We start from the raw sequence: 15,596 nt of genomic DNA on the forward strand, positions 1-15,596 counted from the left end.
GACTCCATCAAACGCGTCGAAATCATGGGCGTCCTCCAGGAACGCTTCCCCAGCCCCACCCCCGTCGGCCCCGAACAACTAGCCGAACTCCGCACCCTGAACGAGATCGTCGGCTTCGTCCTGGAGTTGGGCGGCACCAGTCCGGCTTCCGCGACCCCGGCAGGCGCCCCGAGCACTCCCGCCGTCCAGGCAGCCCCTACCGCCACGGCCGACCCCAACGCCGTACGCACCGCCCTCCTCGACGTGGTGGCGCAGAAGACCGGGTACCCGGCGGACATGCTCGACCTCGGCATGGACGTGGAGGCGGACTTGGGCATCGACTCCATCAAACGCGTCGAAATCATGGGCGTCCTCCAGGAACGCTTCCCCAGCCCCACCCCCGTCGGCCCCGAACAACTCGCCGAACTCCGCACCCTCGACGACATCGTCGGCTTCGTCACCGGACTGTCCGGGACCCCCGCATCGGAGCCGTCGGCGACCCCGCAGCCCGCGGTGAGCGGGCCGGTCCCGGCCACGATCGGCCGTGGTCAGGCCGCTCTGACGGATCTGCCGGCGCCGGACCGGATTGTCGCCGCCTACCCGCAGGGCGCGACCGTGCTCGTCGTGGACGACGGCAGTGAAGTCGCCGACGCGACGGTGGCCCGGCTCCGCGCGGACGGCTGGCGGGTGCGGGTGCTGCGCCTGCCGGGCGTGGAGCGGCCGGGCGGTGGTGCGGCGGACCTCGCGACCACCGGCTGGGGCGCCAACGAACTGGCGGCCGGCATCGAGGAGTTGGGCGGGGAGCGGTTGCACCTCGCGGTCGGCTTCGCGGCCGTGGAGGGTCTGCCATGGGCCGAGGGTGTGCGCCGCCTCGCGCACATGCTGCTGATCGCCCGGCACCTGGTCGGCCCGCTGACCACTACGGCGGCCACCGGCCACCGGTCCGCCTTCGTCACCGTCACGCGGCTCGACGGCGCCTTCGGCCTCACCGGGGTCGCCGAGGACGCGACGCCGGCCGGCGGTGTGGGCGGTCTGGTCAAGACCCTCGCCATGGAGGCGCCCGAACTCTTCTGCCGCGCTGTCGACCTGGCCCCCGCGCTGGGTGCCGCCGAGGCCGCCGGCCTGGTCCTGGAGGAGGTGTACGACGCGGCCTCCGGCCCGGTCCAGGTGGGCCGTGACGGCACCAGGCGAGTCGCGCTGACTCTCGACGAGGAGTCCCCCGTGGGGACGGGCGCCCCGCTCACCTCGGACGACCTCCTGGTCGTCACCGGCGGCGGGCGCGGCATCACTGCCCGCTGCGCCGTCGCCCTGGCCGCCGCGCACCGGCCGGGCCTGCTGCTCCTCGGCCGTACCGCGCTCGGTGAGGAGCCCGCGTGGGCGCACGGGCTTGCCGACGCGGCCGAGTTGAAGGCGGCCGCCGTCGCGCACCTCAAGCAGAAGGGCGAGAAGCCGACCCCCAAGCGCGTCGAGCAGATTTACCAGGCGGTCGTCGGCGAGCGTGAGGTCCGGCAGACCCTGGCGGACATCCGCGCCGCGGGCAGCTCGGTCGAGTACCTGCCGGTGGACGTCACCGACGCCGCGGCGACCGCGGCCGCTCTGGCGCCGTACCAGGAGCGGATCACCGGTCTGGTACACGGCGCCGGTGTGCTGGCGGACCAGCTGATCTCCGCGAAGAAGGCGGCCGAGATCGAGCGTGTCTTCTCCGTGAAGCTCGGCGGCCTCAAGTCCGTCGTCGCCGCCCTGCCGGCCGACCGGCTGCGCCACGTCGTGCTGTTCTCGTCCGTCGCCGGGTTCTTCGGCAACCGCGGTCAGTCGGACTACGCCATGGCCAACGAGGTGCTCAACGCCTGGGCCGCCTCCTTCAAACGCAGCCACCCCGGGGCCCACGTCAACTCGCTCAACTGGGGCGCCTGGGACAGCGGCATGGTGTCGCCGCAGATCAAGGCGGTCTTCGAGGAGCGGGGCATCGCTCTGATCCCGGTGGAGACCGGAACCCGGCTGTTCACCGAGCAGTTCGCCCCCGCGCGGGCCGGTGACGTCGTCACGGTCCTCGGGCCGACCACTCCCCTGTCGGTGCGCGAGCACACCGCGCTCACATCGCCGGCCGTCCTGGAGCGGGACCTGTCCGCGCTGGTCACCGAGCCGCTGGTCGCCGACCACGCCATCGGTGACGCGCCGGTGCTGCCTGCCGCGGTGGCCCTCGGCTGGGCGGCGGGTGCCGTCGAGCGGCTGACCGGCGAGGCGGTCGCGCAGATCCGGGACTTCGCGGTGCACAAGGGCGTCGTCTTCGACGGCACCCTCGACGCCGACCGGTTCCAGCTCGGCATCGACCCGACGCCCGACGGCGGAGAGGCCGACGTCGCGATCCGCTCGGTGAGCGGCGACGGATCCGTGCGCCCGCACTTCGCGGCCCGGATCATCCTCGGCGCCGCCGCGCAGGAACCGTCGCGGCCTCTCACCCTGCCCACTCTGGGCGGCGGCAGTGATGCGCAGGTGTTCTACGCAGACGGCACGCTGTTCCACGGCGCGTCGTTGCGGGGTCTGCGCCGGGTCCTGGAGTCCGGTGAGACGCGGCTGGTGCTCGAGTGCGCGCTGGCCGAACACCGACCCGCCGGCGGTGCGTTCGGCAGCAGCCGGTACGCGCCCGGAACCGCCGACCTGCTGCTGCAGGCGGCCCTGGTGTGGATGCGACTGAACCGGGACACGGCGAGCCTGCCGATGTCGGTGGCGCGGGCCGACCTGTACGAGGCGTTGCCCGACGGCGAGCCGTTCGTGGTGGTGGTGGAGCCGGTCTCGGCGAACGGCACGAGCGCAACGCTCACCGTGACCGCATGCGCTCCGGACGGACGGGTGCTCACCCGGTTCACCGATGTGTCCCTCGTGTCCACCCCGCAGCTGGCCGCCAAGTTCGCGAGCCGCTGAGCCGTCGTACGGAGAGCCGGTCCCGGCGGGCGTACTTCCCCGGCCGCCCGCCGGGACCGGCACCTTGGAGGAAACAGCTGCTATGAGCAAGTTCGCCATTGTCGGGATCTCGTGCCTCTTCCCTGGTGCGCACACCCTCGACGCCTTCTGGGAGAACCTGCGCGCCGGCGTCGACAGCCGTACGGAGGGTGGTCCGGAGGTCTTCGGGCCCACCGCCGACGCCCGGGACGCGGATCCGGCGCACGCCATCACCTGCGTACGCGGAGGCTTCGTCACCGGCTTCGAGTTCGACCCCACCGGATTCCTGCTGCGACCGGAGGACATCGGCCGGCTCGACCGCGTCTTCCACTGGTCGCTCCACGTGGCCCGCGAGGCACTGCGCGACAGCGGCCACGCAGACCGCCCCGGGCTGCCGGCCCGCACCGGCCTGGTGATCGGCGACTACTCCTTCCCCACCCCTGCCTCGGCCCGCATCAGCCTGCCCCTGGTGCACGAGGCGGTGCTGGAGGGCCTGCGCGGGTCCGGCCACCCCGCACCTCCCGTCGGCCCCCTCGTCGACCCCGCCGCCGTACGACCAGCCGACGCCCGCGTCAGCGGCGCCCCGGCCCGTGTCGCCGCCGCCGCGCTGGGTCTGGGCGGCCCGCGCTACGCCCTCGACGCCGCCTGCTCCTCGGCGCTGTACGCGCTGAAGCTGGCCTGCGACCACCTGGCCGCCGGGCAGGCCGACCTGGTGCTCGCGGGTGGGGTGTGCGCGCCCGACCCGACCCTCATCCACCTGTCGTTCTCCGGACTTCAGGCGTACCCGGACAACGGCGTCAGCCAGCCCTTCGACGCCCGCTCCACCGGCATCCTCACCGGGCAGGGCGCGGGCATGCTCGCCGTACGACGGCTCGAGGACGCCCTCGCCGACGGCGACCGGATCTACGCGGTCGTCGACGGTATCGGCCTGTCCAACGACGGCGCGGGCCGCCACCTGCTGGTGCCCAACCCGGCCGGCCAGCTCACCTCGTACGAACTCGCCTATGCGCAGGCCGGTTTCGGCCCCGAACAGGTGGACTACCTGGAGTGCCACGCCACCGGCACGCCCATCGGCGACAGCACGGAGGCCGATTCGGTCGCCGCCTGGTTCGGTGCGCGGGGCGCGGTGCCGCCGCTCGGCTCCGTGAAGGGCAACCTCGGCCATCTGCTGACCGTGGCAGGCCTGAGCAGTCTGCTGAAGGTGATCCTGGCCATGGGGCACGGGTACGTTCCGCCCACGGTCGGCATCGAGCGGCCTCTCGCCGACGACCTGCCGGTGGTGCGCGAGGGGCGCGAGTGGCCCGACGAGCGCCCGGGCCCGCGGCGGGCCGCCGTGTCCGCGTTCGGCTTCGGCGGGACGAACGCCCATGTCGTGGTCTCCCAGGAGGCCACCGCCGCACCGGAGACGGACCCCGTGGTACCCCCCGCCCTGGACGTCGTCGGCCTCGGCGCCCACTTCGGCACCCTTGACTCGGCCGTCGCGTTCGAACGCGCCCTGCACAACTGCACGGACGCCTTCCAGCCGCTGCCCGACCACCGCTGGCGCGGCCTGGAGGACACCGCGGGCGGCACTCTGGAGCGGGCCGGCCTCACCCGTGCGTCCCTGCCCGAGGGCGGTTTCGTCGACCGCGTCGAACTGGACCCGGCGGACCACCGCATCCCCCCGGCAGACCTGCGCAACTACAACCTTCAGCACGCGCTGATGTCCAAGGTCGCCGACGAGGCGCTGCGCGACGCCGGATACGACCGGGCCGTGCCGAAGGGCAAGAGAGCTCCCGAGCCACGCCGGATCGCGGTCGTGGTCGCGATGGAGATCGAGCCGAGCGCCCATCTTCACCTGGCTCGGCACGGCCTCGGCGGCTTCCTGCGCCGGGCGTACAACGACGCCGGGCTGCGGCTGACCGACGAGCAGCAGGCCGCGCTGGCCGCCGTCGCCCGGGACGCGGTGCACGAGCCGATCGTCGCCAACGAGGTACTGAGCTACATCGGCAACATCATGGCCAGCCGGATCTCCTCGCTGTGGAACCTGACCGGCCCCTCCTTCACCGTCTCCTCCGACGGCGCCGCTGCCGCCGAGGCCCTCCAGATCGCCCAGCTCCTGCTGCTCGACGACAGTGTGGAGGCCGTGCTGGTGGGCGCCGTCGACCTGGCGGGCTCGCCGGAGAACCTGCTGCTGCGGGGCTCGGGGCCGGTCTCCGGCGCCGGGCTGAGCTTCGGTGAGGGACAGCAGGGTTGGCGTATCGGCGAGGGCGCGGGTGCGGTCGTCGTCACCCGTCCGGGCGAAGGCGCGCGGCCTGCGTACGCGGGGGTGGTCGCCTTCGCCGTTCGGGTGACCGCTCCCGTCGACGGCGTCCTGCCGGAGGCGGACGCGGACACGCTTGCCGCGGCTGCCGGGCAGGCGCTCGCCGTCGCCGGGATCGGGCCCGGGGACGTGGGCTGTCTCGAGGCCCACGCGGGCGGGACGCCGGCGCAGGACTCCGCCGAACTGGCGGCGCTCGCGCGGGTGTACCCGGCCGGATCCGGTGCCGTCGCGCTCGGCAGCGGCAAGGCTCAGCTCGGCGACGCGGGCAGCGCCGCCGCGATGGCCGGACTGCTGCGGGCGGTGCTGTCTCTGCACCACGGCTACGTCCCCGGTGTGCCCGGCTGGCGCAGGCCCGCCCCCGAGCTGGCCGAGCACTTCGCAGCGTCCGCCTTCCATGTGCCGGACGCGTCCCGGCCGTGGCTGCGCGCCGGCAACGACGAGCGCCGGTACGCGGCGGTGAGCGTGATCGGCTCCGACGGTGCCCACGGCCATGTGGTGCTGTCCGCCGAGCGCACCCGCGGCGACGAAGTCCCGTCGGACTGGCGCCGGGCCGGTGCCCCCATGCTGCTCCCGCTGGGCGCGGCGGACCTGGACGGTCTGCTGGCGGAGGTGGACCGGCACCTTGAGCTGCTGGCGGACGGTGCCGACCCCTACCGGCTGGGCCGCGCCGCCGCCGAACGGCTGCCGGGCAGCGCGCTGCGGGTGGTGCTGGTCGGCCGGGACGGCGAACAGCTGTGGCAACAGCTGGAGTTGGCGGCCCGTGACCTGAGGGATGCGTTTGCCCGGGGCGAGGAGTGGACCACACCGGCGGGCAGCTGCTTCGCGCCGCGGCCGATCGGCCCGGACAGCAAGGTCGCCCTGGTGTATCCCGGCGCGTTCAACTCCTACCCGGGTCTCGGCCAGGACCTCTTCCGCGTCTTCCCCTCCCTGCTCAGCCGGTTCGAGGCGGAGGCGACCGACCCGGATCGCATGTTCCGTGCGGCGCAGCTGTACCCACGCACCCAGGTCACCCGCGACCGGCGTGCGCTGATGTCCCTGGAGGGTGAGCTCGGCGAGGACATCCCGTTCATGCTCGCCACCGGCACCACCTTCGCCATCCTCTACACCGACCTGGTCCGCGACTTGCTGGGCGTCCCCGCACACGGCGCGTTCGGCTACAGCCTGGGCGAGTCCAGCATGCTGTTCGCCACCGGCGGCTGGCAGCGCTCGGCCCGCCGCGACGACCGGATCAGCGCCACTCCCCTGTTCCGCGACCGGCTCACCGGGCCGCGGCGCACCGTACGCGAGCGGTGGAACCTGCCGGAGGACACCCCCGACGAAGCGGTGTGGGGCAGTTTCGTGCTGCTGGAGTCGGCGGAGCGGATCAACGAGGCGCTCGCCCGCCACGACCGGGTGTTCCTCACCCACGTCAACACCCCCTCGGAGGCGGTCATCGCGGGCGACCCGGCGCGGTGCCGGGCGCTGATCGAGGAGTTGGGCTGCCCTTCGGCCCGCTCCCCCGTCGGATCGGTCATGCACTGCCCGGTCGTCGACGGCGAACTGGACGGCCTCGCCGAGCTCAACGACCACCCGACGGGCTCGCCGGAGGGCATGGATCTGTTCAGCGCCTACGACTACGGTCCCGTCACCGACCTTGACCGCCGCGAGGTGGCGCGGCGCATCGCCCGGACCCTGCGCAGCACGATCGACTTCCCGCGGCTGGTGCGCACCGCCCACGACCAGGGCTTCCGCTACTTCATCGAGGCGGGCCCCGGCGCGACCTGCACGCGCTGGGTGCACGACACCCTCGGCGACGCCGAGCACGTGGCGATGCCGGTGGACCGCCGTGGTGTGCCCGCCGCCCGGTCGGTGGCGCAGCTGGCTGCCCGGTTGGCCGCCCATGGGCTGCCGGTCGACCTGGCGGGACTGCTCGGCCCGGACCCGGTGGCGGCCGCCGGGCCGGCCCGGCGACGGGTGCCGGTCGGCGGTGGGGAACCCATCCCGGCCGGGATCACGGAGCGGGCTGCCGCCCTGCCCGTGGCCACCGCCCACCTGGAACCGGGGCCATCCACCCGTACGGCACCGGCGCCCGTGGGCGCCACAGCCGCAGCCACTGCCGCAGTCGACGTCAAGGACGCACGGCCCGTCCCCGCGGGGGCCGTCTCGCTGGAGGTAACCGACCCTATGCCCGCCGACCCCACCCTCGACGACGCGGAGGTCATCACCTTCGACGGTGAGCCGATCGCGTTCCTGCCCTGGGCGGAGCCGGCCGCCTCCGCTCCCGTACCGGCACCCGCGTCCCCTGCCCGGCTCTCGGCGGGTGACGGGTCCGGCGCACCGTCCGCGCGCGCCGCCCGGCCCGCCCCGCAGTCAGGTCCCACCACCACCGCAGACCTGATCCGTGAGATCCGGCAGCAGATGGTGGCGACCCACTCAGTGGTCATGGAGACCCAGCGTGTCCTCCAGGAAGCCACCCTGGCGCGCGCGGAGGCCTTGCTGGACGCGACCACCACGCCTGCGGCCCCCGCCCCCGTCCGTGTCGAACCCGAACCGCCCACCGCCCTCCCCACGCCGCCACCCGCCCCTGCGCTGGAACCCGCGACCGAACCCGCACCTGCCCCCACCCCCAGGACTGCCGGCGTCATCTGGGACGAGCAGCAGCTCCTCGCCTTCGCCACCGGCAAGGTGGCGGACGTCTTCGGCCCCGAGTTCGCCCCGATCGACGGCTACGCCAAGCGCGTACGCCTGCCCGCACCGCCGTACCACTTCGTCACCCGTGTCACCGCGTTGAAGGCCGAGACCGGTGTGTACGAGCCGTCGTTCATCCGCACCGAGTACGACGTGCCGCGCGACATCTGGTACGCGGTCGACGGCGGTGTGCCGCCCGCGGTGGCCATCGAGGCCGGTCAGTGCGACCTGCTGCTCATCAGCTACCTCGGCATCGACTTCCGCAACAAGGGCAAGCGCGTGTACCGGCTGCTCGACAGCAAGCTGGTCTTCCACGGCGACCTGCCCCGCACCGGCCAGACACTGCGTTACGACATCTCCATCAACCGCTTCGTCCGCCAGGGCGACACGACTCTCTTCTTCTTCAGCTACCTCTGCTACGCCGATGGCGAGCTGATCCTCGAACTCAAGGACGCCTGCGCCGGCTTCTTCAGCCAGGCGGAGCTGGACACGCCGCTCGGGGTCGTCATCACCGAGAAGGACCGGCAGCGGCGCGCCGGACTCACGAAGACGTCGTTCAAGCCGCTGGCGTACACCGGCAAGAACCATCTCACCGCCGTGGAGCTGGAGTTGCTCGCCGCAGGGAAGCCGGGCGAGGTCTTCGGGCCGCACCACGCCCAGGACCCCGGCCTCAACCCGGCGCTGCGGCTGCCGGACACGCGGCTGCGCATGGTCGACGAGATCCTGATCGACCGTACGGGCGGGCCGCGGGGCATCGGCGCGATCACCGCGTACAAGCGGCTGGAGCCGGACTCGTGGTACTTCGAGTGCCACTTCCCCGACGACCCGGTGCTGGCCGGGTCGATGGTGGCGGAGGGCGCGGTGCAGACCCTCCAGGCCTACCTCCTCCACCAGGGCATGCATCTGGTGCTGCCGGACGCCCGTTTCCAGACGATCATCGGGCTGGAGACCGAGGTGCAGGTGCGTGGCCAGATCACCCCCCAGCACCGGGAGATCCGGTACGAGATCGAGGTCATGGAGCTGACGCTGCTCCCGAGGCCCTCGGTGATCGCCGACATCCTGGTGTACCTCGGGGACAAGCCGGTGATCCGGATGCGGAACTTCGGCATCCAGGTCCGGGAGAAGGACGGCACCCCGTACCGGCCCCCGGTCGGCGGCGTCCCGGAGTTCCTCGGCCGCCGCAACCGCGACGGCGAACCCGCGATGATCAACGAGCTGCACCTGGCGCACGCCGCGAAGGGCGACCTCGGCACGGCGATGGGCCCGGAGTTCGACGTCTACAAGGAGAGCCGGGCGCCGTACATCCCCAACGGGGATTTCCAGTTCGTCGACCGGATCATGCGACTCAAGGGCGTCCGGGGCGAGTTGAAGCCGGGCGCGGAGATGGTCACCGAGTACGACTCGCCGGCCGACGCCTGGTACTACCGCGAGAACTCCCACCCGCACATGCCGAACTGCGTGTACATGGAGACCTCGCTGCAGGCGGCCATCCTGCTGGGCTACTACCTCGGCGCCACCCTCAAGCAGCCTTCGACCGAGTACTCCATCCGCAACCTCGACGGGAAGGCGACACTCGTCAAGGACGTCGACCTGCGCGGCAAGACCATCCGGCACCACTCGACGCTGCTGATGACGAGCGCCGTGTCGGGAGCCGTGCTGCAGAACTTCCGCTACGAGCTCTCCGCCGACGGCGAGGTCTTCTACACCGGCGAGTCACTGTTCGGCTACTTCAGCGAGGCCGCGCTCACGAACCAGGTGGGCCTGGACAACGGCGCGTACGTCGCCCCCTGGATCGAGCAGGAGCAGCCGGACCTCTCCCGGGTGCGCCGTATCGAACTGCCCGATGACGCACCGCAGTTCACGGACCCCTCGGGCGGCCGGCTGCACCTTCCCGGCGGCCACTTCCACCTCGTCGACCACGTCGACCTCGTCACGGACGGCGGCCGGCACGGCGCCGGCTATCTGCACGGGTACCGCCGCATCCGGCCCGACGAGTGGTACTTCGGCTGCCACTTCCACCGCGACCCGGTGATGCCCGGCTCGCTCGGCGTGGAGGCGATCCTCCAGGCGCTGCGCCTGTACGTGCTCGAGGAGCGGCTGGCCGACGGCATCGGCAACCCCCGGTTCGCGCTCGCCCGGGACGTCGCCATGAGCTGGAAGTACCGCGGCCAGATCCTGCGCCACGACGGCGAGCTGAGCTTCGACGTGCACGTCAAGGAGGTCCGCCGGGACGGCGAGCGGCTGCTGGTGATCGCCGACGCCGACTTGTGGAAGCCGGGGCTGCGCATCTACGAGCTGACGGACGTGGCCATCGAGGTCCGCCCGGACGACACCCGCGACCAGGCCTGAACGGATCAGAGGAGAAACCCCCAGCCATGGACACCCAGACCACCCCTCTGCGGTGGTACGGAGACAGCGGCCCGAGCGCCGATCCCGCAGGCATCTACCGGGCCCTGGCCGACCTGGACCACCCCTGTTTCGTCGTCCGGACGCCCACGGGCATCGGTGCCGTGTCCGGCGGCCGGGTCGGGGCGGGCTCGGGGCTGCCGCTGCTGGCCGCGGCCGCCCCGCTGACCGCGCGCAGCCTCGGCTCCCCCGCCTTCCTCACCGCGCACGGCGTCCGGCACGCCTACATGGCGGGCGCGATGGCGGGCGGCATCGCCTCCGCCGACATGGTGATCGCGCTGGCACGGGAGGGGTTCCTCGCCTCCTACGGGGCGGCCGGGCTGCTGCCGGAGACGATCGAGAAGGCGCTGACCCGGTTCGCCGAGGAGATACCCGGCCTGCCGTACGCCGTCAACCTCATCCACAGCCCGAGCGAGGAGCGCCTGGAGCGCGAGGCGGTGGAGCTGTTTCTCCGGTACGGCGTGCGGTGCGTGGAGGCCTCGGCCTTCATGAACCTCAGTCCGCACGTGGTGCGCTACCGGCTTGCCGGGCTGCGCCGCGACACGTCGAGAGCGGTTGTCTGCGACCACCGGCTGATCGCGAAGATCTCCCGCCCGGAGACCGCCGAGCGATTCATGCGTCCGGCGCCGGCCACCCTCGTCAGCTCGCTGCTCGGCCAGGGTCTGATCACAGCCGAGCAGGCCGACCTCGCCAAGTACGTGCCGATGGCGGATGACATCACCGTCGAGGGCGACTCCGGCGGCCACACCGACCGACGTCCGCTCACCGCTCTGCTGCCGACCATCCTCCGGCTGCGCGACACCGTGCAGCACGAGCACCGCTACCCCACCCCCATCCGGGTGGGCGCGGCGGGCGGCCTGGGCTGCCCCACCTCGGTGGCCGCCGCGTTCGCCATGGGCGCCGCCTACGTCGTGACCGGCTCCGTCAACCAGTCCTGCGTCGAGTCGGGAGCGTCCAAGGCGACCAAGGCGCTGCTGGCCGACGCCGGGATCGCGGACTTCGAGATGGCGCCCGCCGCGGACATGTTCGAAATGGGCGTCGAGCTGCAGGTGCTGAAGAAGGGCACGCTGTTCCCGATGCGGGCCAAGCGCCTGTACGAGCTCTACCAGGCCTACGACGGTCTGGAGGCGCTGCCCGACGCCGAACGCGCCAGGCTGGAGAACCAGATCATGCGCCGCCCGCTGGAGGACGTCTGGCAGGAGTGCGTGGGCTACTTCACCCGGCGCGACCCCGAGCAACTCGCCCGCGCCGCCGACAGCCCCAAGCGGCGGATGGCCCTGGTCTTCCGCTGGTACCTGGGCATGGCCTCGCGCTGGTCCACGGTCGGTGACCCCGACCGTGTCCTGGACTACCAGGTGTGGTGCGGGCCGGCGATGGGCGCCTTCAACGACTGGGTCACCGCCAGCTACCTCAAGGCCCCGGGTAACCGCCGTGTCTCGGATGTCGCCCACCATCTGATGCGGGGCGCGGCCTTCCATACCCGTCTCGCCCATCTGCGCGTCGCGGGTGTGCGGATTCCGGCCTCGGCGGCCGACTACCGGCCGGTGCCGCTGGAGGCGCCCGCCCTGGAGGGCGCCCGGTGACCCCGGAGGAGGTCGAGCGGCTGCTCGGCGACGCCTACGACGACACCAGTCCGCACGGCTTTGCAGCGGCGGTCGCCCGCGACGAACGGGACGCGTTCCCCGATGAGCTGTGCGGCGCCCTGCGTGATGCCGGGTTCCACCTGAACTACCTGCCGAAGGAGTGGGGCGGAGACTTCGAGTCCTTCGACCGCAGCATGCTGCTGGTGCGCACGGCCGCCCGCCGGGACCTGAACGTCATGCCCGGCACGATGTTCAGCATCACCGCCGCCACCTGTCTGGCCCTGCACGGCTCGCCCGAGCAGCAGAAGTACGCGGCGGACCTCCTCGTCCGGGGCGGCGCGATCGGCTTCGCGCTGTCCGAGTCCGCGCACGGCAGCGACCTCCTGTCCAATGCGGCGCGGCTCGAACCGACCGGGGACGGCTGGGAGTTGACGGGCGAGAAGTGGATGGTAGGGCTCGGCCGCAGCTGCGAGGCGGTCTACCTGGTGGCGCGGACCGGTGAGCGGGGTCCGGGCGCGTTCTCGGCGGTGCTGCTCGACCTGACGGGCGGGGACGTCGAGCGCGGCCCCGCGGTCCCCGTCGGCGGTATGCGCGGCATCGACTTCGCCCATCTGCGCTTCGGCCGCTTCCCTGTCCCGGCCAACGCCCTGGTGGGCCACGAGGGCCAGGCGCTGGAGTCGGTGATGAAAGCCCAGCAGGTGGTGCGGGTGATGAGCATGGCGGGCAGCCTGGGCTGCGCCGACACCGCGCTGCGGCTGACGCTGGACTTCGCCGCCGGGCGCCGGGTGGGCCGTAGGACCGTCGTGGAGTCCCCCCACCCACGGCGGGAGTTGGCCCTGTCCTCGGCGGCGCTCCTGGCCGCGGACGTCACCGCGCTGGCCGCCGCCCGGGGCATCCACGTGGCGCCCGAGGTGTTCAGTGTCTGGGGCTGCGCGGCCAAGCACGTGGTCGCCGAGAGCGTGGAGGAACTGATCCGCCGCTGCGGCACGGTCCTGGCGACGCGCGCGGTCCTGCGCACCGAGGGCCCGGGCGGCGGCCTGTTCCAGAAGCTGCAGCGGGACGCGGCGGTCGTACGGGTGGTGGACACGAGTGCGCTGGCGAATCTGCGGTCGTACGCGGCGCAGTTGCCGGCGCTTGTCGGGGCGACCGCTTCGGATGACTCCCTGCGGCGGGTCCGTACGGTCTTCGATCTGCGGGCCCCGCTCCCTTCCTACGTCCCCGAGCGCCTCGATCTGAACGCCCGTGGGCATGACCCCGTGACCGCCGCGCTCGGCTCCATCGCCCCGAAAGCACTCGTCCGGCTGACTGGTGACCAGGGCGCGGCGCACTTGGTCACGCGTCTGGTCTCGGCCGTCGCGAGTCTCCCCGCCGAGGTGGAGGCTGCCGACCGGCGCACCGGTCTGGTCGACCTCGCGGAGCGCTTCGCCTGGCTGCACGCGGCGGCCTGCTGCCTGTACCTGTGGTGGGCCAACCCCGAGGAGGCCCTGTTCGGTACTTCGCCGGGTTCTTCCGCCTGGCTCGGCGCCTGTCTCGCCCACCTCCTGGCCCGCGCGGACGGCGTGGACCCGCGCGGCGATGCCGCGGCGCAGCTGCCCGCGCTCGATGTCACCGCGGACCTGCGCGAACGCGGCCGGCTGTTCAGCGCCCTGCCCGTCCAACTCGCCTCCGATCTCTAGACCGTTGGGAGAACCACCCGTGCCGAAGGCAGACCTGACGGCTCTGGCCCAGCGGCTGGAGCGCCACCTCGGCGACCCGCACGACCCCGAGAGCCGGATGCCGTACGCCCGCGTCGTGGAGTACGACGAACGCGAGGACTACCCGTACGAGTTCGTCAACCTCCTGCAGCGCTGGGGCGGACTCGACCACTCGCTGCCGCGCGCCCAGGGCGGCAAGGCCGGTGACGTGGAGATCGGCTTCAACCTGATGCGGCTGATCGCCCGCCGCGACCCCACCACCGCCACCGCCTTCATCATCACCAGCCTCAGCTTCATGCCCGCCTGGATCGCCGGCACCGACGAGCAGAAGCGGACCATGGTCGATGCCATCCAGCGTGGGACCCGCTACGCCTGGGGCCTGTCCGAACGGCGCCACGGCAGCGACCTGACCGCCAACGAACTCGCCGCAGAGAGGACCGACGGCGGCTGGCTGCTCACCGGCGAGAAGTGGCTCATCGGCAACGGCCGGGTCGCCGATGGCCTCTGCCTCCAAGCCCGCACCGATCCCCGGGGCGGCCCGGGCGGCTACTCGGTGTTCGTCCTCGACAAGCGTCGTACGCCCGCCGGATCCGTGGACGAGCTGCCGCGTGAGCGGATGCACGGCCTGCGCGGTCTGGACATGAGCGGCTTCCGTCTGGACCGGGTCTTCGTGCCGGACTCGGCCCTGCTCGGCCGGCCGGGGCAGGGCCTGGAGATCGCGCTCATGACCTCCCAGACCGCCAGGGCGCTGATCAGCGGAATCGCACTGTCCGCCGTCGATACCGGCCTCAGGGTCACGCTCGACTTCGCCGAGGGCCGCGAGGTCTTCGGGACAACGGTCAGCGACATCCCGTACTCGCGCCGCCAGTTGACGGAAGTCTTCGCCGATCTGCTGGTCGCGGATGCCGTGAGCCTCGGTGCGGTGCGGGCCCTGCAGGTGGTGCCGGAGCAGACCAGTGTGTGGTCGTCGGTGGTCAAGTACTTCGTACCGACGCTGCTGGAACGCACCTTCTCGCAGCTCAACGTCGTACTGGGCGCGCGCTTCTATCTCCGTGACCATCCGCACTACGCGATTCACCAGAAGATGCTGCGCGACCTGCCGGTGGCCAACTTCGCCGACGGCAACACCGTCGTGAACCTGAAGAACATCGCCCTCCAGCTGGAGGGTCTGCTCGCCACGGCCGCCGAGCCGGACCCCGCGCTGCGCCCCGAGGCGGAGGAGCGGGCGGCGGTGCTGTTCGGTATCGACCGGGAGTTGCCGCTGTACCGACCCTGGGACCAGGAGCTGTTCAGCCGGGGCAGGGACGACGCGCTCCTTGCTGCTCCCGCCGCGCTGGTCCGGCTGCGGCGGCTGGCCGAGGACGCCAAACGTGACGAGCGGGCGTGGCTTGAGCGGTCCGTCTCCGTCGCCGACGAGCTCCTCGGACATGCCGCATCCCTGCGGGAGCGCGACGCTGCGCTGAAGTCCTCGCTCGGCCGCGAGTACGGCCAGTCCGCGGAACTGTTCGACCTGGCCAAGGAGTACTGCCTGCTCCACGCGACCGCCGCCTGCGTGCACACGTACGTCCACTCGGCCGCCGCACTGGACGACCCGCTGCCGAGCGGAGCGGTGCTGCTGCTGCAACTCGAGCGGCTGCGGCGCCATTTGCGGCCGCACGAGACCGTCACCGACGCGGCGGTCGTCGACGAGGTGATGCGGGTGCTGCGGCATCTGTACCGGGAGAACCGGCTGTTCTCGTACTGGCAGTTCCCGCTCGCCGAACGCGGCGATCTGTCCGCGGCCCGCCGCTGACACCGGAGTGCCGTGTGCCGATCACCGACGACCTGAAACAGCGCGGGCCGAACGCGCACAGCCCGAGCGGCCGTGTGCCGGCCACGGATCACGCGGCGCGCCGGGGGACCACGCAACGCGCCCTGGCCGCCGACCGTCATCTGTGGCTGCTGCCGGAGTCCGCGGCGGAGGCGTTCGTCACCCGTATGGGCGGCACGGCTCTCCTCACCGACTGCGAGCGGGCGCGGTGCGAG

Annotated in this window: 6 protein-coding genes; all 6 read left to right on the forward strand. The window is 72.4% G+C overall.

Translation table 11 applies throughout. The features are described 5' to 3' along the window. Positions 1 to 2,901 (forward strand): SDR family NAD(P)-dependent oxidoreductase (locus ABT186_RS45155; protein ID WP_351930223.1); only part of this gene is annotated, 2,901 nt, incomplete at its 5' end. A gap of 82 nt (positions 2,902 to 2,983) precedes the next feature. Continuing rightward, positions 2,984 to 10,237, forward strand: coding sequence for a beta-ketoacyl synthase N-terminal-like domain-containing protein (locus ABT186_RS45160; protein WP_351930225.1), 7,254 nt, complete (start codon positions 2,984 to 2,986; stop codon positions 10,235 to 10,237). Positions 10,238 to 10,263: 26 nt separating this feature from the next. Further along, a complete protein-coding gene (locus ABT186_RS45165; protein WP_351236259.1) occupies positions 10,264 to 11,877 on the forward strand; it encodes a PfaD family polyunsaturated fatty acid/polyketide biosynthesis protein in 1,614 nt (537 codons plus the stop codon). Continuing rightward, positions 11,874 to 13,553 carry an acyl-CoA dehydrogenase family protein gene (locus ABT186_RS45170; protein WP_351930227.1) on the forward strand — a complete coding sequence of 560 codons (1,680 nt, stop codon included), beginning with the start codon at positions 11,874 to 11,876 and terminating at the stop codon, positions 13,551 to 13,553. The genes ABT186_RS45165 and ABT186_RS45170 overlap by 4 nt, the downstream gene beginning before the upstream one ends. Before the next feature lie 19 nt (positions 13,554 to 13,572). After that, positions 13,573 to 15,363: an acyl-CoA dehydrogenase family protein gene (locus ABT186_RS45175; protein ID WP_351236255.1), complete on the forward strand. Its 1,791-nt coding sequence runs from the start codon at positions 13,573 to 13,575 to the stop codon at positions 15,361 to 15,363. Positions 15,364 to 15,377: 14 nt separating this feature from the next. Continuing rightward, positions 15,378 to 15,596: hypothetical protein (locus tag ABT186_RS45180; RefSeq protein ID WP_502973520.1), on the forward strand; the 219-nt coding region annotated here is incomplete at its 3' end.

This window comes from Streptomyces sp. NPDC001634 (assembly GCF_040298185.1).
In the GTDB taxonomy this organism is placed as follows: Bacteria; Actinomycetota; Actinomycetes; order Streptomycetales; family Streptomycetaceae; genus Streptomyces.

What these genes read in the sequence shown, in the direction of transcription:
- ABT186_RS45160 (WP_351930225.1), top strand. Translation starts at nt 2,984, where the DNA reads ATGAGCAAGTTCGCCATTGTCGGGATCTCGTGCCTCTTCCCTGGTGCG.
- ABT186_RS45165 (WP_351236259.1), top strand. Translation starts at nt 10,264, where the DNA reads ATGGACACCCAGACCACCCCTCTGCGGTGGTACGGAGACAGCGGCCCG.